Annotated in this window: 19 protein-coding genes; 10 read left to right on the plus strand and 9 right to left on the minus strand. The window is 62.7% G+C overall.

Features of this window, described 5'->3' with window-relative positions:
* Positions 1-383: 383 nt before the first annotated feature.
* The 4 genes from CKW25_RS15090 to CKW25_RS15105 form a co-directional block, all read right to left on the minus strand.
* Positions 384-1,301, minus strand: a complete 918-nt coding sequence (locus CKW25_RS15090) for a biotin-dependent carboxyltransferase family protein (protein WP_095080248.1) — start codon at positions 1,299-1,301, stop codon at positions 384-386.
* The gene (gene pxpB / locus CKW25_RS15095) at positions 1,298-2,002 is read right to left on the minus strand and encodes a 5-oxoprolinase subunit PxpB (RefSeq protein WP_095080249.1); all 705 of its coding nucleotides are present in this window, start codon (positions 2,000-2,002) and stop codon (positions 1,298-1,300) included. The genes CKW25_RS15090 and pxpB overlap by 4 nt, the downstream gene beginning before the upstream one ends.
* Entirely contained in the window at positions 1,999-2,751 is a 753-nt protein-coding gene (locus CKW25_RS15100) for a 5-oxoprolinase subunit PxpA (protein WP_095080250.1), read from the minus strand. Before CKW25_RS15100 ends, pxpB begins: the two co-directional genes overlap by 4 nt.
* A 70-nt stretch (positions 2,752-2,821) precedes the next feature.
* Positions 2,822-4,114, minus strand: a complete 1,293-nt coding sequence (locus CKW25_RS15105; protein ID WP_095080251.1) for an MFS transporter — start codon at positions 4,112-4,114, stop codon at positions 2,822-2,824.
* A 141-nt stretch (positions 4,115-4,255) separates the two neighbouring features.
* Between CKW25_RS15105 and CKW25_RS15110 the strand changes: the two genes are divergently transcribed.
* From CKW25_RS15110 to CKW25_RS15125, 4 genes are all read left to right on the plus strand, one after another.
* Positions 4,256-5,185: a LysR family transcriptional regulator gene (locus tag CKW25_RS15110; RefSeq protein WP_095080252.1), complete on the plus strand. Its 930-nt coding sequence runs from the start codon at positions 4,256-4,258 to the stop codon at positions 5,183-5,185.
* Between the two features lie 108 nt (positions 5,186-5,293).
* On the plus strand, positions 5,294-7,216 hold the full coding sequence (locus CKW25_RS15115) for an IucA/IucC family siderophore biosynthesis protein (RefSeq protein ID WP_095080253.1): 1,923 nt from the start codon (positions 5,294-5,296) through the stop codon (positions 7,214-7,216).
* The gene (locus CKW25_RS15120; RefSeq protein ID WP_095080254.1) at positions 7,206-8,417 is read left to right on the plus strand and encodes an MFS transporter; all 1,212 of its coding nucleotides are present in this window, start codon (positions 7,206-7,208) and stop codon (positions 8,415-8,417) included. Before CKW25_RS15115 ends, CKW25_RS15120 begins: the two co-directional genes overlap by 11 nt.
* A 14-nt stretch (positions 8,418-8,431) precedes the next feature.
* Positions 8,432-10,543, plus strand: a complete 2,112-nt coding sequence (locus CKW25_RS15125; protein WP_095080255.1) for a TonB-dependent receptor — start codon at positions 8,432-8,434, stop codon at positions 10,541-10,543.
* A 55-nt stretch (positions 10,544-10,598) separates the two neighbouring features.
* Here the strand turns inward: CKW25_RS15125 and CKW25_RS15130 are convergent, their stop codons facing one another.
* The 3 genes from CKW25_RS15130 to CKW25_RS15140 are packed head-to-tail and all read right to left on the minus strand — an operon-like array spanning position 10,599 to position 12,446.
* A complete protein-coding gene (locus CKW25_RS15130) occupies positions 10,599-11,141 on the minus strand; it encodes a DUF2937 family protein (protein WP_095080256.1) in 543 nt (180 codons plus the stop codon).
* A gap of 12 nt (positions 11,142-11,153) precedes the next feature.
* Positions 11,154-11,930 (minus strand): class II glutamine amidotransferase, encoded by a 777-nt coding sequence (locus tag CKW25_RS15135; RefSeq protein WP_095080257.1) that lies wholly within the window; start codon positions 11,928-11,930, stop codon positions 11,154-11,156.
* 30 nt (positions 11,931-11,960) lie between these two features.
* Entirely contained in the window at positions 11,961-12,446 is a 486-nt protein-coding gene (locus CKW25_RS15140; RefSeq protein WP_095080258.1) for an MFS transporter, read from the minus strand.
* Positions 12,447-12,546: 100 nt separating this feature from the next.
* Between CKW25_RS15140 and CKW25_RS15145 the strand changes: the two genes are divergently transcribed.
* Together CKW25_RS15145 and CKW25_RS15150 are read left to right on the plus strand one after the other, a co-directional pair.
* Entirely contained in the window at positions 12,547-14,601 is a 2,055-nt protein-coding gene (locus tag CKW25_RS15145) for a S9 family peptidase (protein ID WP_095080259.1), read from the plus strand.
* Between the two features lie 134 nt (positions 14,602-14,735).
* A complete protein-coding gene (locus CKW25_RS15150; protein WP_095080260.1) occupies positions 14,736-15,209 on the plus strand; it encodes a cyclic nucleotide-binding domain-containing protein in 474 nt (157 codons plus the stop codon).
* Here the strand turns inward: CKW25_RS15150 and CKW25_RS15155 are convergent.
* Complete coding sequence (locus CKW25_RS15155) at positions 15,206-15,496, minus strand: hypothetical protein (protein ID WP_095080261.1); 291 nt, start codon at positions 15,494-15,496, stop codon at positions 15,206-15,208. The genes CKW25_RS15150 and CKW25_RS15155 overlap by 4 nt on opposite strands.
* A gap of 99 nt (positions 15,497-15,595) precedes the next feature.
* On the opposite strand from CKW25_RS15155, the gene CKW25_RS15160 reads away from it, so the two are divergent.
* The 4 genes from CKW25_RS15160 to CKW25_RS15175 all read left to right on the plus strand — a co-directional run bounded on the left by CKW25_RS15160 (position 15,596) and on the right by CKW25_RS15175 (position 17,817).
* The gene (locus tag CKW25_RS15160) at positions 15,596-16,282 is read left to right on the plus strand and encodes a spermidine synthase (protein WP_095080262.1); all 687 of its coding nucleotides are present in this window, start codon (positions 15,596-15,598) and stop codon (positions 16,280-16,282) included.
* Between the two features lie 48 nt (positions 16,283-16,330).
* Entirely contained in the window at positions 16,331-16,708 is a 378-nt protein-coding gene (locus tag CKW25_RS15165) for a YajD family HNH nuclease (RefSeq protein WP_095080263.1), read from the plus strand.
* A 182-nt stretch (positions 16,709-16,890) separates the two neighbouring features.
* Positions 16,891-17,361: an RNA methyltransferase gene (locus tag CKW25_RS15170; protein ID WP_095080264.1), complete on the plus strand. Its 471-nt coding sequence runs from the start codon at positions 16,891-16,893 to the stop codon at positions 17,359-17,361.
* Positions 17,362-17,439: 78 nt separating this feature from the next.
* Positions 17,440-17,817, plus strand: coding sequence for a DUF2892 domain-containing protein (locus tag CKW25_RS15175; RefSeq protein WP_095080265.1), 378 nt, complete (start codon positions 17,440-17,442; stop codon positions 17,815-17,817).
* A 349-nt stretch (positions 17,818-18,166) separates the two neighbouring features.
* On the opposite strand, the gene CKW25_RS15180 is transcribed toward CKW25_RS15175, so the two are convergent.
* The gene (locus tag CKW25_RS15180; RefSeq protein WP_095080266.1) at positions 18,167-19,396 is read right to left on the minus strand and encodes a hypothetical protein; all 1,230 of its coding nucleotides are present in this window, start codon (positions 19,394-19,396) and stop codon (positions 18,167-18,169) included.
* Positions 19,397-19,424 lie beyond the last annotated feature (28 nt).

The raw sequence follows: 19,424 nt of genomic DNA on the forward strand, positions 1-19,424 counted from the left end.
CTCGGCCAGCGTTTGTGGGGCTGCTGCGCAGCCCAGCGGGAGCAAGCTCCCTCGCCACGGGTTCTGCGGTGTCCAGAGATGATCGAAGGCCCGCGGTATCCGCTGACCTCGCGCGGGCTGGAAGAAGGGATGCGGTTTCTCTCCAAATGAACCCCTCCAAGCGAGTACCCCGTCGGTGGCGAGGGAGCTTGCTCCCGCTGGGGTGAAAAGCGCCCCCAACAAGGCTGTTGCGGTCTTTCAGAAAGACCTCGGCCAGCGTTTGTGGGGCTGCTGCGCAGCCCAGCGGGAGCAAGCTCCCTCGCCACGGGTTCTGCGGTGTCCAGAGATGATCGAAGGCCCGCGGTATCCGCTGACCTCGCGCGGGCTGGAAGAAGGTGCGGTGTCTAGATGAACCGCTGCAAATACTCGACATGCTGCCGGTGCGCCGTTTCCTGCACCACCGGTGCCAAGCGCACCTGCTGCCCCGGCAAACACTGCGCCAGCCGCGCCAATGACAGCGGCGTCAATGCCCCCAGGCGTGGATACCCGCCAATGGTCTGCCGATCATTGAGCAGCACAATTGGCTGCCCATCCGGCGGGACCTGGACCGCCCCCAGCGGAATGCCTTCGGAAATCATCGGCAGGCCCTGATACTGCAACGCAGGTCCCAGCAAACGGATCCCCATGCGATCGGCACGACTGTCCAGGGTCCAGCCACTGTTGAAGGCATCGAACAGGCTCTGGCCACTGAACTGGCCATGTTGCGCACCGAGCACCAGGTCCAGCGGTTGTTGCTGGGTGAAGTCGGGACGCTGGTCACGCGGGACCTCGCGCAAGGTCTGCCCCTGCCCCGAGTAAGTCAGCTCTGCGCCCTTGGCCAGGGGATGGCCAAAACCATCCAGGCCACCCAGTTCCTCACGCACCACTGTTGCACAACTGCCCAGCACCGCCGGGGCGTTGAAACCGCCAGGCGCCGCCAGGTAAGCACGGGCACCGAGCAACGGTGAAGTGAACTGCAAGCGCTGGCCTTTGCGCAGGTGGAAACTGCGCCATGGCGCCAGCGACTGGCCCTCCAGCAGCGCCCCAAGGTCAGCCCCCGCCAGCGCCAGGCAGCAATCCTCCTGCGCTTCGAGTGTCAGCCCGCCGAGGGTGATTTCAATCACCGCGGCGTCCATGGCATTGCCGAGCAAGTTGTTGGCCCAGGACATCGACAGCCAGTCCGCTGCCCCGCCCTGGGTAACGCCCAGGTGCCGCACGCCGAAACGGCCAGCATCCTGCAACAGGCACAGCGGGGTGCTGGCCTCAACGGTCAAGCGGCTCATGCCGACACCTCCAGCGGCGTATCGTCGCCGCCCAGATTGACGAACTCGGTATGGCCGATCGCTTCGAAACGCACCCGATCTCCCGGTTGCATCAGGCTGTAGCCTTCACGCCCACGGTCGAACAGTTTGGCCGGGGTGCGACCGATCAGGTTCCAGCCTCCGGGGGACTCCACCGGATAGGCGGCGGTCTGCCGCTCGGCGATCCCCACACTGCCGGCCGCCACACGCTTGCGCGGCGTATTCAGACGCGGCGCGGCCAATGCCTCTTCCACCAGCCCCATAAAGGCAAAGCCTGGGGCAAACCCCAAGGCGAACACCTGATACTCACGCCCGCTGTGGCGGCGAATCACTTCCTCCACCGCCAGGCCGCTGCGTTGCGCCAGCAAGCTCAACTCAGGCCCGACGCTGGGGTCATACCAGACCGGCAGCACATGACACTGGCCACCCGCCTGCGTATCGGGCTTGAGTTCGATCAACGCTTGGGCGATGAGCTCGCGCGCCCGGGCCGGGCTCAACGCCAACAGATCGTAATGCACCATCAGCGTCGTGTAGGACGGCACCAGGTCGATCAAATGAGTACCGAAACCTTCGCGCAATCGCACACAGGCCGCGAGCATCCAGGGCATGTTGGTTTCGGCAATTTCATCGAACAAACGCACCATCAGACAATCGATCGCTACCACTTCAACCCGTGGCTTCATAGTGTGTCCTGCTGATCCAGGGCCTCGCGGATACACTGCACAGCCGCCACGGAACTGGCGTTGTCACCGTGCACGCACAAGGTATTGGCCTGCAACCGCAGGGCGCTACCGTCGCTGGCGACAAGGTTGCCACCGCGGGCGATGGTCAGTGCCTGCTCGATGATGACCGCAGGGTCGTGATGCACCGCGCCTGGCTGTTGCCGCGACACCAGGCGGCCGGCGCTGTCATAGGCCCGATCGGCGAACGCCTCGAACCACAGCGTCACGCCATACTCGTCACCGATCAACTGCGCCGCGCTGTTGTCGCGGGTCGCCATCAACATCAACGGCAGTTGCCGGTCATAGGCGGCGACCGCCTGAATCACCGCCCGCAACTGCGCGGGGTTGGCCATCATGTCGTTGTACATCGCACCGTGGGGTTTGACGTAGCTGACGCGAGCGCCCTGGGCACGGCAAATGCCGTCCAGTGCGCCGATCTGGTAATGCAGCAGGTCCTGCAGCTCTTGCGCGCTGTACGCCATCGAGCGCCGGCCGAACCCCACCAGGTCCTGATAGGCCGGATGGGCACCGATTTGTACGCCATGGCTCAATGCCAGGCTGACGGTCTTGCGCATGATGCTCGGGTCACCGGCGTGGAAACCGCAGGCAATGTTGGCGCAATCAATGAACGGCATCACCTCGGCATCCAGACCCATGGTCCAGCTGCCAAAGCTTTCGCCGATGTCGCAGTTCAATAACAGGCGGCTCACGGTGAGTGCTCCTGTGGAATTTTGTCATTTTAACCGAGGGGGCTGTCCAGCAGCCCCCGTCGATTGACCGTTACTGCGCCTCGAGTTGCTTGCCGCGGGTCTCCGGCAGGCTCAACGCCGCCAGGATCACCACGCCGTAAGACACCGCCGCGAACGCACCGATACCGACACTCAGTGGCACGGTCTGGCTGAGCAAGCCGATCAGTAGCGGAAACAGTGCCGCCAAGGCACGCCCTACGTTGTAGCAAAAGCCCTGGCCTGAACCACGAATCCGGGTGGGGAACAGCTCGGTCAGGAATGCGCCCATGCCGCTGAAAATCCCGGAAGCAAAGAACCCCAGCGGAAAGCCCAGCCAGAGCATGACACCGTTGCTGACCGGCAGCTGGGTGTAGAGCAGGACAATGGTGAACGAGCCCACGGCGAACAGAATGAAGTTCTTTTTGCGCCCGAGAATGTCGGTCAGGTAGGCGCTGATCACATAGCCGACGTAAGACCCGACAATCACCATCGCCAGATAGCCGCCTGTACCCAGCACGCTCAGTCCGCGTTCGTTTTTCAGGAAGGTCGGCAACCAGGAGGTAATCGCGTAGTACCCGCCCAGGGCACCGGTGGTCAGCATGGACGCACGCAAGGTGGTGCTGAGCATGCCGGGAGCAAAGATCTCGTAGAACTTCGACGGGTTGCTCGGCTCCTGCCTGGCCTTGGCTTCGCGGTAGATTTCCGGGTCCTTGACCAGGCGGCGAACGAAAATCACGAACACCGCCGGCACGATGCCGAGCAGGAACAGCGCGCGCCAGGCATCTTCCGGCGGCAGGATCGAAAACAGTATCGCGTAGAGAATCGCCGTCAGGCCCCAGCCCAGGGCCCAGCCTGACTGCACCATGCCCACCGCCTTGCCGCGATCCTTGGCACGGATCACTTCGCCGATCAGCACCGCGCCCGCTGTCCACTCACCTCCAAAGCCGAAGCCCATCAGGGTCCGGGCGATCAGCAGTTGTTCGTAGTTTTGCGCAAAGCCGCAGAGGAAGGTGAAGAAGGCAAACCACAGTACGGTCAGTTGCAGGGTACGTACGCGACCGATACGGTCCGACAGAATCCCCGCCACCCAGCCGCCAATGGCCGAGGCGATCAGCGTGCTGGTGTGGATCAGCCCGGCTTCGCCCGTGGTGATCCCCCACATGGCGATCAGCGTCGGGACCACGAAGCTGAGCATCTGGGTGTCCATGCCATCCAGGCCGTAACCGATCTTGCAGCTCCAGAACGTACGCCGCTCCTGCTGGTTGATATTGCGGTACCAGTCAAAGGGACCGGGGCGGCTCAAGGCCTTCTCCTGGGCGACAGAGGTCGTGTCGGGCGCACTCATGGCGAATCTCCAGCTGATTTTTATTGGTATTGTGATGAACGCCAACGACGCATATCGTGGGTCTGGCGCATTTTTCGACGACAGCCCCCTGCCCGTCCAACTAATAAAACCCCCGCCAAGGCATAAGAAAAAGTTGATCCCATGAACCTCAAATTCCTTGAAACTTTTGTCTGGGTCGCCCGGCTGAAAAGTTTTCGCCTGACCGCCGACAAACTCTTCACCACCCAGGCCTCGATTTCCAGCCGCATCGCGGTGCTGGAAAGCGAGCTGGGGGTGAAGCTGTTTCTGCGCGACTCACGGGGCGTGAAGCTGACGCCCGAAGGCTTGAAGGTGCTCGACTACGCCGAGCAGATGATGGACACCATGCAAGCGCTCAAGCAGTCCCTGGAAACCCGTTCCAGCAAGGCCGGACGGGTACGCATCGGCGTGATGGACACGGTGATTCATACCTGGCTCAGCCCGCTGGTGGCGCAGATCACCGACCACTACCCGCAACTGGAAATCGAACTGGTCGCCGATACGTCACTGAACCTCTGCGATCAGCTGCAAAAAGGCTTCCTGGACCTGATCCTGCAAACCGACCTGTTGCGCCAGGAAAGCGTGCGCAGCCTGGAGCTGGCCAGCCACCCGATGGGCTGGATTGTCGCCAGCCACTCGATCTACAACCGCGACTACACCAGCGTGGCGGAACTGGGCCACGAGCGCATCATCACCTACTCGAAAAACTCCCACCCCCATCAGGACGTGCTCAGCCTGATGCAAGCCAACGGCGTGCCCAGTCCACGGCTCAGTTGTGTGAATTCGGTGTCGGCGATTACCCGATTGCTGCGGGACGGCTTCGGTATCGGCGCGCTGCCGCCGGTGCTGGTGAGCGAGGAACTGGCCCGGAGCGAAATGACCTTGCTGGCCATCGAGCAGCGGCCGCCCAATCTGCAGGTGGTGGTGTCATGGCGGGTCGGCGCGGAATGGGTCGAGGACATCGTGACCTTGTGCCAGCACGTGGTGGAGCGCTTTGCGCAGGAAGTAGGCGAGCAGTACATGGTGTTGAGCAAGCCTTTGGACAGAGGCTGAGCGAATCGTCCTACATACAAGTAGGAATCGATATCATTTGCATTAATTTTTTAATTCGGTATTCTCAGCGCGCTTTCAGTCAACCACAGCCTCAAGGAACAGGGCCTGATGCGCGCCTATACGCAAAAACAACAGCAGTTGCTCTCTCGCTGGAGCGAAGCCCTCGGCACCGAGGCGTTCCAGTCCCACCGCATCACACTCGATCATTTGTGCAATGCCCTGGATCCTGCGGCCCAACGCAGCTTTCAACGCCTGATCCAGGCGCTGTTTCGCGAAGGCCTGATCAACCCTGATGTTTGCCGGTTCGACGACAATAACCGCTGCTGGCTGCCGCTTGGCGACGGTTCGCAACTCTGCTTCGATCACCTGTCCGGCACACGGATGAACAGCTGGGACGTGCGTGGCAACATCGTCCTGCACACCCCCGGCCGCCAACCGCACAAGATCCAGTTGCCCAGCGAACTGCTCGCCCTCCTCGGCACGCTGCTCACCCCATCCGCCTCCCCGCAGGTCCTGGAACGCCTGGCCCTGGAGCTGGATGACAGCTTCAGCAACGACACACTGTGCCTGGCGTTCCACCATGGCTGGACCGAACGCCTGAGGGAGCAGATCGACACCGGGTACGCCAACAATCTGCTGGCTTGGCTCCACGCCAGCCCTGGGCACCCGAACCCGACGTCGCTGCTCGAACAGTGGGGCACGCTCGGCCATCCATGGCACCCGAACTACAAGACCAAACTGGGCTTGAGCGCCGCTCAGGTCATCGCGTTCTCGCCCGAGTTCGAAGCGAGCTTTCCGATCGTGTTATGCGCCCTGCACCGCCAGTACGCCCACGTCGAGGCGCTGGCTGGCACCGCCGACTACTGGGACTGGTGGCAAGGCCACTTCCCCCTGGCCGCCGAACAATTGCAGCGCCACTTGCGACTACGGGGCCTGGACGTAGCCGACTACCTCCCGCTGCCGTCGCATCCCTGGCAAGCCCATGAGGAACTGCCGCACTCGTTCGCCAACGAGATCGCGGACAACCTGCTGATCGTCACGGACATCGTCGCCTTCACCGGCCACCCGACCATGTCCTTCCGCACGGTGGTACCCGAGGCCAGCCGCGTTGCGCCGATGGTCAAGCTGCCCGTGGCGTTGCGCCTGACCAGCGTGCAACGCACCGTGTCGCCACGCTCGGCCCGGATGGGGCCGCGCATCAGCCAGTTGATGCTGCAGATTCTCGACCAGGAGCCACGGATTCAGCGCCTGCTGAACATCGTGCCGGAGCGCATCGGCGTGCACTACGCTGCACAGCCGGTAGACGAGGAACGTTCCCGGCATGCCGGCGTACTGTACCGCGACAACCCTCTGACGCTTCTGCAAGCAGGCGAGTTGGCGGTACCGGTCGGCAGCCTGTTCGCCGTCAACGAATTCGAACAACCGCTGCTGCGCGATTGGGTCCAACTGGCTCAGGGCCGCGATGACAGCGAGGCCATGCTGGCGTTCTTCGATGATTACCTGTCGATTGCCGTGCCGGCGCTGCTGGGCATCTACCTGATGTATGGCGTGGCGTTCGAAGCCCACCAGCAAAACAGCTTCATGGTGATGGGGGCTGACGGTCAGTTGAATCGTCTGTTGTTGCGTGATTTCGGTGACATTCGCATCGATCGCAAGACCCTGCACGCCCAGGGCCTGGATATCCAGTTGCACGATCCGAAAATGACCCTGTACGACGATGCCGGTTTTGTCCGCGACAAGCTCCTGCACACCACGTTCATGTGCCACTTGGGTGAACTGACATTGCTCTGTGCCCGCCACTGGAATGTGTCGGAAAACATCCTTTGGGATCGCCTGGCAACGCAGGTTGCACAGTGTTTCGACAGCGTGCGCGAGCGCGTCGAACCGGCACGCTGGGAAAGCGAACGCCAGGCCCTGCTGGAGCAGGACTGGCCGGCAAAGTCGTTCATGCGCATGCGCTTGCTCGACAGTCATGCCGACATTGTCGGACGCCTCAGCAACCCACTGCGAGAAAGCGCCGATGCTCGCTGACGGGCGCGCATTGCGACTGCTGATCGTCATCCAGTTTGTCTCCATGGGCGCCATGGAAATGAGCGGCCCGTTCTGGCCCTTGCAGATCCAGCATCTGCTCGGGCCAGAGGGTGCCGGCTACACCGCGCTGCTATCGGCACTGGTGTATGCCGGCCCGATGCTCGCGGCCATGCTCCTGACGCCCGCGTGGGGTCGCCTGGGCGACCGCACCGGGCACAAGCCGATGATCATTCGTGCGTTGCTGGCGCTGGCGCTCTGCCAAGGGCTCGCAGCCATCACCGACGATCCCTGGCTGCTGGTGGCCATTCGCGTGATGCAAGGCGCGCTGGCCGGCTTCCTCGCAGCGGCTCAAGCCTATGCCCTGGCCTGCTGCGACAGTTCCCGGCGGGGCCATACCCTGGCACGCCTGCAATCGGCGACCGCCGTCGGCTCGTTGATCGGCCCGGTGCTGGGCGGCTGGCTGATGGACGTCTCGGGGTTCGCCTTGCTCTGTTACGGCGCAACGGCGATTTGCCTGTTGTGCGCGCTGGGCAGTTTTTTCCTGCCGGCGGACAAGGCACGGGCCTCGCAGAAAAAAACCGTTACGCCGGTGGCCCTGCCCAAAGGCTGGCTGAGTGCAATCCTGTTGGTGATCGTGTTGATCCAGGCCGCGAAGATGATCCCGCAGCCGTTCTACGCCCTGTACGTCGCCAACATCCTGCACGCCCCGGGCTGGCTGATCGGCGCCACCTACGCCGCGAGTGCCGCCACCCTGGCGATTTCCGCACCGCTGTGGGGGCGTTTGTTCGACCGCTGGCAACCGGCCTACACCTTGCGCGTCATCGAGGGTGTGGCCTGGTTGTGTGCCCTGACGCTGGCCGCCACGGCACTGGCCAACGAATGGCTGGGATTTCTCGCCAGCCGGCTGGTCTGGGGCATCTGGCAAGGCGCCCTGCTTCCAGTCGCCTATGCACTGATCGCCAATACCGTGTGCGCCAGCCAGCAGGGTTTTGCCCTCGGCCTGGGCAACAGCGCGGCCAAGGCCGGTGCCTTGCTCGGAACCGTGCTCGGCGGAATCGGCATGGGGGTGATCGGCCTGGCCCACAGCTTCTGGCTGGTGGCCCTGACCTACGCACTGGCCGCCCTCGGAATCCGTTGGGTGCGGGCATTCACCGTGACACCCGCTCCCACAACCTTATCTACCCACGCTCATCACAACTAGAAAAAGACGACCTCATGACCCGAACCAAACTCTCATTGCTGATTCCGCTGCTCGGTAGCTTCAGCGCCTACAGTTGGGCCGATGACACCGAACAGCAGTCCGGCGCCCTGAACATGCAAGCCACTGTCGTTTCCGCGACCCGCAGTGAAGCGAGCATTGCCTCGATCCCGGGCTCGGTCCAGGTCATCGACGAACAGCAAATCCGTGAGCAGAGCGGCGCGGGTCGCCGGGTCTCCGACATTCTTGGGCAATTGGTTCCCGGCCTTGCACCGTCCACCGGCGGGATGAGCAATTACGGCCAGACCTTGCGCGGGCGTAACGTGCTGGTATTGATCGACGGTGTATCGCAGAACTCCACGCGCGACAATGCCCGTCAGCTCAACAGCATCTCCCCGGCCAGCATCGAACGCATCGAAGTAGTCTCCGGTGCCAGCAGCGTCTACGGCGCCGGCGCTTCAGGCGGCACCATCAACATCATCACCAAGCGCAACCAGGGCCAGGACGCTGCCTACAGCAGCAAGCTGGGGATGACCACTGGCAACAACTTCAACCGCAAAGGTTTCGCCTACGAAGCCTTCCAGAGTGCGACCGGGCGCAAGGATGCCCTGGACTGGTATGTGTCCGCCAACCTGACTCAACGCAACGATCAGTTCGACGGCAACGGTGACCGCATCCCCCAGGACACCTCCCAGGGCAGCAACATGGACACCGAGACCTATGACCTGCAAGGTCGTTTCGGTTACGAGCTGGACGAGAACAAGAAAGTCAGCCTGTCACTGCAGGACTACAAGGACGAACAGGACACCGGCTACACCAAGGACCCGAAAAACAAGGAGGAAGCCGTCGCGATCAAAGGGCTGCACCTCGACGACCAGCCCTATACCCATAACCAGGCCGCCAATCTCAACTACACCGACAAGGACTTCTACGGTCAGGGCCTGCAACTGGAAAGCTACTGGCGCCGGGCTGACGCGCTGTTTTTCCCTGACGTGTCGAGGGGCTACGCCGGGGTCTCCGACAACAACAGCGTGCAGGATGTCCACGGCCTGCGCGCGGCCATCGATACGCCGCTACCGGCCATCGGCAGTGCCACGGGCAACCTGGTCTGGGGTACCGACTACAATAACGAGCGCTCCACCCAGCGGGGCGACCAGTACAGCGTCAAGGGCCTGGACTACACCAAGACCGGCACCACCTATGAACTGGGCCCGGATACCGAGACCACCACCAAGGCCATCTACGGGCAAATGTCCTGGGACATCGCTGACTGGACCTTGCGCGGCGGCATTCGCCGTGAATGGATCGAAAGCGAGGTCTCCGACAGCATCGCCTATGGAGAAATCGTGCAGACCGGCAATTATGCGACGCTGCCCGGCGAAACCCTCAAATACGACGCCACCCTGTACAACCTGGGGGCGGTCTATCACCTGAGTGACAACCAGGACGTGTTCGTCAACTATAGCCAGGGTTTTTCGCTGCCGGATATCCAGCGTTTCCTGCGTGACGTGGACAGCACCTTCGACATCAAGACCCTCGACGCCCAGGCCATCAAGGTCGACAGCTACGAGCTGGGCTGGCGTGGCGACTGGGACCAGTGGCAAGCCGACGTCACCGTGTATGAAAACACCTCGGACGTGACCCAGTTCTACGATGCCAATGAGCGCGTATTGCGCCTGATCGATCAGAAGGAACGGATTCGCGGCATCGAAAACAGCCTGACCTACCGCGCGACCGATCGCTGGTCGGTGGGTGGCACTTATGCCTGGACCAAGGGCGAGACCCAGCAGAACGGCAAATGGATCGACCTGCCAGCCACGCGCATCTCACCCGCCAAGACCACCCTGTTCGTCGGTTACACCGAGGACGATTACAACCTGCGCCTGCAAGGCATGCAGCTGGCCAGCTACGACGCGGCCCTCAAGGATGACAACGGACGCGACATCGATGGCTACACCCTGGTGGACCTGCTCGGTTCCGTGGAACTGCCGGTCGGCCGTCTGGAAGGTGGGGTATTCAACCTGACCGATCGCAACTACCAGAACCTGTACGCCCAGTCCAACGCCAAGGCCCCCTATGCCAACGCCGAAGGCCGTACGTTCAGCATGAGCTACTCGCTCGACTGGTAAACCTTCGCCTGCGCAGGAACCGCTTCCTGCGCAGGCGACTGGCTGTTCTTCGGCATTACAAGCCGCGTAAGTCCCGCTCTTCGATCGGCCGGCTCTGGCGCAGGCGCTTGCCGCCCAGCACCACCCAGTCGATCAGGCGGAACAGGCATTCCAGGCCGAACGACAAGAGCATCGCCCCACCCAACCCCCAGCCCATGGCTTCGGGGGTCAGCAGGATCTGGTAGCTGTAGCCGTTCCAGGTTTCCTTGCGAATCTCCGGGTCGGCGGCCAGGACCACCTGCAGGAAGCGGATGTACCACGGGCCCTGCATGGCCTGGAACTGTTTATCCAGCGCCAGTTGCCGGGTCAACAGGGTGTTCAGGCTGTCGGCATCGCTGCGAAATACCGGGTCTTCACTGGCGCGATAATGGGCCACCAATGCTTGCAGGTCACCCTTGAAAAACTGCTCGGCCGTGCCCTGGAAACCCCGCAGGCCGGTCTGCGCTTCGATCAGGTGCGCCTCGACCCGCTTGGCATAATCATTGATGAACCCCGGTACCTGCACCCCCACCAACAGGCCGACGGCAAACAACACCAGGCGCACATAACTGAGCAACATATCGGCTGTTCCTTATTCGGTCTTGCCCTGGCTGACGCATTCACCGCGTCGCCACAGGCTCCATTGGCCCGGTTCGTAGCGGGTCCAGGTTTCGTTTTCGGTCAAGGGTTCGGTGGCGATCACCGTCACCACGTCGTTGGGCGTGGTTTCGGCCTGGAAGTCGACGATCACGTCCACGTCCTTCAAGCGTGCCGGACCGAAGGGCGCGCGCCGGGTGATCTGGGCCAGCTTGGTCGAGCAATAGCAGAACAGCCAGTCGCCGTCGCTCAACAGGCAATTGAACACGCCTTGGCTGCGGTACTCGGCGCAGGCCGCCACCAGGCTCGCCAGCAACTGTTCGACCTCCACGGGCTCCGGGAAGGCTTCGCGCACTCGGTTGAGCAGGTCGCAGAACGCCGATTCGCTGTCGGTGTCGCCAATCGGCCGGTAGAAACTCGCCACTGGCTGGAAATCGGCGAGCTGGCCGTTATGCGCAAAACACCAGTTGCGCCCCCAGAGCTCGCGCACGAACGGGTGGGTGTTGGACAGGCAGACCTTGCCGACGTTGGCCTGGCGGATATGCCCGATCACCACTTCGCTCTTGATCGGATAGCGTTGCACCAACTGCGCCACTTCCGAGTCGCAACTGGCGGCCGGGTCCTGGAACACCCGCAGGCCGCGACCTTCATAGAACCCGATACCCCAACCGTCCCGGTGCGGGCCGGTCCGACCGCCGCGCTGCATCAGCCCGGTGAAGCTGAACACGATATCGGTCGGTACATTGGCGCTCATGCCCAATAATTCACACATGCCGGGACTCTCGCTTCAATGCCGGGGCCATCAAAGGCGGGGTTCGACTCGCGAACGCTGGGGGGAGCTCGGCACAGGGGGACGACCGTAACGATCATCGCCGGCACCGCCGAAAGGTTGGTCATCGTCGGGGTCAGCAGCCCGAGCGGCGGCGGCCTGTTCCTTGCGCGCATTGGCGGCACGCTCGATGGGGAAACGGATGAACACGAATATCAGGTAGATACCCAGGGCGATCATGCCGTACATGAACAGGTCGGAAATGGCCCGCCAGGCGTTGTTCCCCACCTTGAACAACAAGTCCAGGGCGGTGATGGCAATGGCCGGGGCGAACTTTTCCTTCACCGGGTCAATGATGGTCGGGCTGAACAACAGCACCACCATGACCAGGCGCAGCGGCTGGCGCAGCCAGCGCCACATCCAGCGGGTCATGCGCATCCACACCAACAGGCAGCCCAAAGCGGCAAAGGCGTAAAGGCCCCAAGCGATCAGATAGTCGTTCTCGGTCATGGTGTCCATGGCATGGCAGGCAAAGAGGCGCTTATGATAACGGCTTTTCGCGGATCAAGCTGCCCCGCTGTCCGTGAAGCCCCTTTTGCACACCGTCCGAGAGCCCCACATGCCCCGATCCGCCCACGTTTGCAGCGCCCCGATTGCCCGCAAGGCCGACGGTGATGATCCGTACGCCTGGCTGCAGGAACGGGACACCGCCCCCGTGCTGGACTACCTCAAGGCCGAAAACGACTACCAGGAAGCCCAACTGGCCGATCAGGCCGGGCTGCGCGAAACCCTGTTCAATGAAATCAAGGGCCGGATTCTCGAAACCGATCTGTCGCTGCCGTCCCCATGGGGGCCGTACCTGTACTACACCCGGACCATCGCCGGCGACGAGTATGCCCGCCACTACCGCTGCCCGCGCCCGGCCGACGATAGCCTGCAGGTCGATGAAAGCCGGGAGCAGTTGCTGCTCGACCCCAACGAGCTGGCCAATGGCGGCTTCTTCTCGCTGGGCGCCTTCAGCATCAGCCCGGACCACCAGCGCCTGGCTTATAGCCTGGACACCATCGGCGACGAGACCTACACCTTGTTCATCAAGGAGCTGTCCAACGGCAAGATCAGCGAACTGGCGTTCGAGGACTGCGATGGCAGCATGACCTGGGCCAACGACAGCCTGACACTGTTCTTCGCCGAACTGGACGAGACCCATCGCCCGCACAAACTGTTTCGCTATCGACTCGACGGCACGGCCGCCGAAGAAGTCTTCCATGAACCGGACGGGCGGTTTTTCCTGCACTGTTATCGCTCAAGCTCCGAGCGCCAGTTGCTGCTGTCCCTGGGCAGCAAGACCACCAGTGAAGTCTGGGCCCTGGATGCCATGCAGCCGCAGCAGGCTTTCACATGCCTGGCGCCACGGATCGAGGACCACGAGTACGACGTCGACCACGGCAAGCTCGACGACCAGTGGACCTGGCTGATTCGCAGCAATCGCGACGGCATCAACTTTGCCCTGTACCAGGCCATCGACACCGGCGTGGCGCCGACCCAGGATGACTGGCAAAACCTGATCCCCCATAGCGACACGGTGATGCTCGACGGCATGAGCCTGAACGCCACGGCCATGACCCTGAGCCTGCGTGAAGGGGGGCTGCCGATCATCGAGGTTCACCCTCAGGGCCTGCCGGCCTACCGGGTGCGGCTACCGGACGCCGCCTACAGCCTGCACGTGCAGAACAGCCTGGAGTTTGTCAGCGAGCGGATCCGCCTGCGCTACGAGGCGTTGAATCGCCCGGCGCAGGTGCGTCAGCTGGAACTGGCCAGCGGCGAGCAGAAAGTCCTCAAGGAAACACCCGTACTCGGCCCCTTCGATGCCGATGCCTACATCAGCCAGCGCCTGTGGGCGACCGCACCCGACGGCACCCAGGTACCCATCAGCCTGGTGGTCAAGCGCGACCGGCTCGGCCAGCCGACGCCCCTCTACCTCTACGGTTATGGCGCCTACGGCGAAAGCCTCGACCCCTGGTTCTCCCATGCGCGCCTGAGCCTGCTCGATCGCGGCATGGCCTTTGCCATTGCCCACGTGCGTGGCGGTGGTGAGCTGGGCGAAGCCTGGTACCGCGCCGGCAAGCAGGAGCACAAGCAGAATACCTTCAGCGACTTTATCGCCTGTGCCGAACACTTGATTGCCAATGGCTACACCACCTCGTCACAGCTGGCGATCAGCGGCGGCAGTGCCGGCGGGCTGTTGATCGGCGCGGTGCTCAACCAACGCCCGGAGCTGTTCGCGGCGGCCATTGCCGAAGTGCCCTTCGTCGATACCCTCAACACCATGCTCGACCCGGACCTGCCACTGACCGTCACCGAGTACGACGAGTGGGGCAACCCCCAGGAGCCACACGTGCATGAGCGGATCAAGGCCTATGCGCCCTACGAAAACGTCAGCGCTCAGGCCTACCCGGCCACGCTGGTGATCGCCGGCTACAACGACAGCCGCGTACAGTACTGGGAAGCCGCCAAGTGGGTGGCCAAATTGCGCGCCCGCAAAACCGACGACAACCTGCTCCTGCTCAAGACCGAACTGGGTGCCGGCCACGGCGGGATGAGCGGGCGCTATCAAGGATTACGTGATGTAGCCCTCGAATACGCATTTGTCTTCAAGGTACTGGGGATCGCCTGAGGAACTCCGCCCGCTGGCGCTGATCCGAGACATTTGCCCATGTGGAGCGGGCCGGGAAGGCCCGCGCCCACAAGCGATAGAGAATTATCTCCCGATCAAGACCCGCAACAGACACAAGAAAAGACATTGACGACATGCCAGAACCACGCTCACTGAACACCGAAATTCGCGACTGGCTGATGGACTGCGGCCTGTTCGATCAACTGCAACTGGCCGACTTCACGGCCGCTGCCGGCTACTTCAGCATCAGCACCATTGCCCAGGGCGAAGAAATCTTCCACGAGGGCGATGCCGGCAGCTTCATGTGCATCATTCACTCCGGCCAGGTGGCCGTGCAGAAGACCGGTCATGACGGCCAACAGGTCACCATCGCGACCCTGCGCAGCGGCCGGGCATTTGGCGAGATGGCCGTGCTCGACGGCGAGCGGCGCTCGGCCAGTTGCGTGGCGGCGAGTCATTGCCAGTTGCTCAACCTGGGCAAGGACTCCCTGGAAAAGATGCTCAACGACGCGCCGAAGATTGCCGCCAAGATCATCCGCGCCATTGCCGTGTCATTGTCCAGGCGCTTGCGCATGGCCGACGGCCAGCTGCTTTCCCAGCAGATTTAGACGCCTGGGGTTTTGGGTTTGGGCGCAACCTGCTCAAGCCCCGGCAGGGGTTGATCCTTGGGCGGGCCGGGGTTCTTGATCGGCGGCAAAAAGGGAGCTCCACCACTGCCGCCACCGGCCTTGGGCGCTGCGGTCGGGGTAATTTGCGGGTAGGGGGTGGGTGTTGCGGTTCCCGGTGAACCGGGCGCTGCCGAGGGTGTTATCGGGACGGCTTGCAACGCTTGCGCCTGTACCGCACTTATCGAGAGCGCGGCCAACACAATGACCGTTAGAATGGTGCGCTTCATCAATGGCTCCGTTGCCCTGGCTTGTGGCCTCAAGGCTACTCCCAAGCGCGCAGGATTGCCCTGATCAATGACAGTTTTTCCCTTCTCAATGAGAGTCCCATGAAACGTTTCGTTCTGCTCGACACCACCCCGATCCCCGAAAACGGCGGTGCCTTGTGCCTGTTCGAGTACGGCGAAGATTTCGTCATCAAGATCCAGGGCGGCGATGGCGGGCAGTTGATGAACACCCGCATGCACGGTTCCGAAGACGCCCTGGCCGAAATCCCCTGCCGCAAAGTGGCCGGACGGCCGAACTCGCGGGTGCTGATTGGCGGGCTGGGCATGGGCTTTACCCTGGCCTCGGCCCTCAAGCACCTGGGCAAGAGCGCCGAAGTGGTGGTCGCCGAACTGGTACCGGGCGTAGTGGAGTGGAATCGCGGGCCACTGGGAGAAAAGTCCGGGCGCCCGCTGCTCGACCCACGCACCGTGATCCGCATGGAGGACGTGGCCAAGGTGCTGCAAGCCGAGCCGCAGGGATTCGACGCGATCATGCTCGACGTCGACAACGGCCCCGAAGGCCTGACCCAGAAAGCCAACAGCTGGCTGTACTCGGCCGGTGGCCTGAGCGCCTGCGCCAAAGCCCTGCGCCCCAAAGGGGTACTGGCGGTCTGGTCGGCCAGCGCCGACCGGCAGTTTTCCGACAAATTGAAAAAGGCCGGTTTCAAGGCCGAAGAAGTGCAGGTGTTCGCCCACGGCAACAAGGGCACCCGTCACACCATCTGGATTGCCGAGAAGCTCAAGGGCTGAGCTAAACTTGGGTCATAACCGTCATTAGTCTTTTACAAAGGTGAACCCATGAGTTCGTCAACACCTCCGTCCAATACCGCCAAGCTGGACCGTATCCTCGCCGACGCCCAGCGCGACCGGGAAATGGGTTACCGCGACAAGGCCCTGAAGATGTACCCCCACGTCTGTGGACGCTGCGCCCGCGAATTCTCCGGCAAACGCCTGAGCGAGCTGACCGTGCACCACCGTGACCACAACCACGACAACAACCCGCAGGACGGCTCCAACTGGGAGCTGCTGTGCCTGTACTGCCACGACAACGAACACTCGCGCTACACCGACCAGCAATACTTCGGCGACGGCTCCCTGAGCACCCCGAAAATCGCCAAGGCGACCCACAACCCGTTTGCCGCGCTGGCCGGGCTGATGAAAAAAGACGACGAGTAACGTTGATTTGATCGCTCCCACGCTCCCGCGTGGGAATGCATCCCGTGACGCTCTGCGTCACATCCAAAGCGCAACGCGGAGTGTCCCTGGCAGCATTCCCACGCAGAGTGCGGGAACGATCATCTGACCGCCCTCCCCCAATCCCCGTATAATCGCGTTTTTTTCCCGAAGGCACCCCGCTCGTGGCAGACAAACGGTACAGCTGCATTGGTTTGTATAACCCTAAATCACCGGAAAACGTTGGCTCGGTGATGCGCGCCGCAGGCTGTTATGGCGTGGCCTCGGTGTTCTACACCGGTAAACGTTATGAGCGCGCCGCCGATTTCGTCACCGACACCAAGAAGGTCCACTACGACATTCCGCTGATCGGCATCGACGACCTGAAAAAGATCCTGCCCCTGGGCTGCGTCCCGGTCGCGGTCGAACTGGTCGAAGGTGCCCGCTCCCTGCCGGAATACACCCACCCGGATCGCGCACTGTACATCTTCGGCCCGGAAGATGGCTCTCTCGACAAAGAGATCCGCGAGTGGTGCGAAGACGTGGTCTACATCCCGACCACCGGCTGCATGAACCTGGCCGCCACCGTCAATGTGGTGCTCTACGACCGCCTGGCCAAGGGCAACAACACCCGCTCCGGTCCGAAATTTCGCTGACCGGTTGCACCGCCAACGGAACGAGTCGACTGCCTGCACAGTCAGTTCTCTATCCAGTGCCCCCTGAGGAGACAGATCATGAGCGAGTTCAAACGCGTGGAACCTATCGACTCCACCCCCTTCAAGGCGCCAGCCACGCAGAATGTCCAGGGCTGGGAGCGCATCGGCTCGCTGGCCGGTGGCGTGGTGATGGTGGGCAGGGGCCTGCGCCGTGGTGGGCTGTTCGGCCTGGTCCAGGTCGCACTCGGCGGCGTGGCGCTGGCACGGGGCATCACCGGCCACAGTTCGGCGAAAAGTTTCCTGGAACAAGGCCGTCGGGACCTGGACAAGGCGCGGGCGAAAATCGAGCGCACCGGTGAGGAGTTGAAATCCCTGAAGACCAATGCAGAAGCGGCCACCCACACCGCAACGGTCACCGGCAACGACTCATTGAAATCGCCTGAAGCCGGGGTTTGAGCAACACCGCATCCCCCTGCGGCGAGGGCGCTTGTTTCCGCTGGGTTGCGAAGCGGCCCTGAACCTCTTGCGAGCGCTACGCGCTCGAGCGGGAGCAAGCTCCCTCGCCACAGGTGTTGGGTTCAGGTTATCTGAGCAGTTCGGTATCGAGCACCTTCGACGGCTCGCCGATCACACTTTCGGCGAGCGCCACGAACGGGCAGGAGCAAGCTCCCTCGCCACAGGTGTTGGGTTCAGGCTATCTGAGCAGCTCGGTATCGAGCACCTTCGACGGCTCGCCGATCACACTTTCGGCGAGCGCCACGAACGGGCGGGAGCAAGCTCCCTCGCCATAGGTGTTTGGCTCAGGCTATCTGAGCAGTTCGGTATCGAGCACCTTCGACGGCTCGCCGATCACACTTTCGGCGAGCGCCACGAACGCCTGGGTACTCACCTGCTCCAGCTGCATGGCACCTCGGAGCATGTCGTCCAGCGAACGCTTGTTACGGGTTTTCAGGCGAATCTCGCGATCCAGTTCCTGCAGCAGCAACACCGCCCTGGCGACCTGCGCCGGACTGGCCTGCTCCCCGCGCAAAGTGCCGGCCTTCTGCCCCAGCGTGTGCATCGAGTTTTCCAGCACCTGGTACCGTTCATCGCTCATGCCGCCGGCACGGCGCAACAACTCGATGGCGTAGTACTCGGCAAACCCTTCGCTGATCCAGTCACTGCGGTCCTGGTCGTTGATCCGCCCGAATGTCTGGGTCAACTCGCGGATCAGCGGGCTGCTGCCACTTTCGCTGATCACCGGCAGGCGGCTGTGCAGGTAGATCGACTCATACCCGGCCATGCTGCCGCGCCACATCGGGTCCGAGGCGCCAACGATCAACAGCTTGCCGGGATGGCGAGGGTAGAGTGTCTGCACTTGCGGCCAGACAAAGGTCAGCATCGTCAGTACGTCCATCCGGCGCATGCCCTGCCCGCGCGGCGAAGCCACCGTCACCTCGGTCTCGCCCAGGCGCGTTCGGCGGCTGCCCAGGTTGCCGGCGAGCATCCAGCCGGTGGGCCGGTCAAACAGTCGTGAAACATTGTCGATGCGAAAGCGGTTCTTGCCGATGCGCGGCCAGGCAGTCTCGACGCTCTTCCAGCCGGTCGGCAATTCGAACGCCAGGCGCGCCACCAATTCGATGCCGTCGCGCTGATCCAGGCGCGCAGCCGGCACCAGCTCGTCACCGCGCATCAACGCCCAAGCCGGCGTCATGCGGGTCTCGAAGGCAGCATTCTTGCGTGTATGGCTGATGCGTACGCGGTAGGTCAGGCTGGCCTTGTCGGCCGCCGGGCGCCAGACGCCGCGCACAGCTTTGCCGGGCGTGAGCTGCCACTGGCCATCGGCCTTGAAGTCGCTGTAATGGCTGCCGTCACCCAAGTCGAAATCCAGGCTGCGCACGGCCGAGCCCTGGGCCAGCGTCAAGCGCACTTCGGCCTGATCGCTTTGCGGCAGCAAGCGCACGTGGTAATCCAGATCGACCTTCTCGACCGCCCACGCTGGCGACCCCAGCACCAACAGCGACAATGCCGTCGGCAATCGCACTCCTACCGCCATACACACTCCCTCGTGATTCATTCGAACA

This window comes from Pseudomonas sp. Irchel s3h17, from assembly GCF_900187505.1.
Taxonomy (GTDB): Bacteria; Pseudomonadota; Gammaproteobacteria; order Pseudomonadales; family Pseudomonadaceae; genus Aquipseudomonas.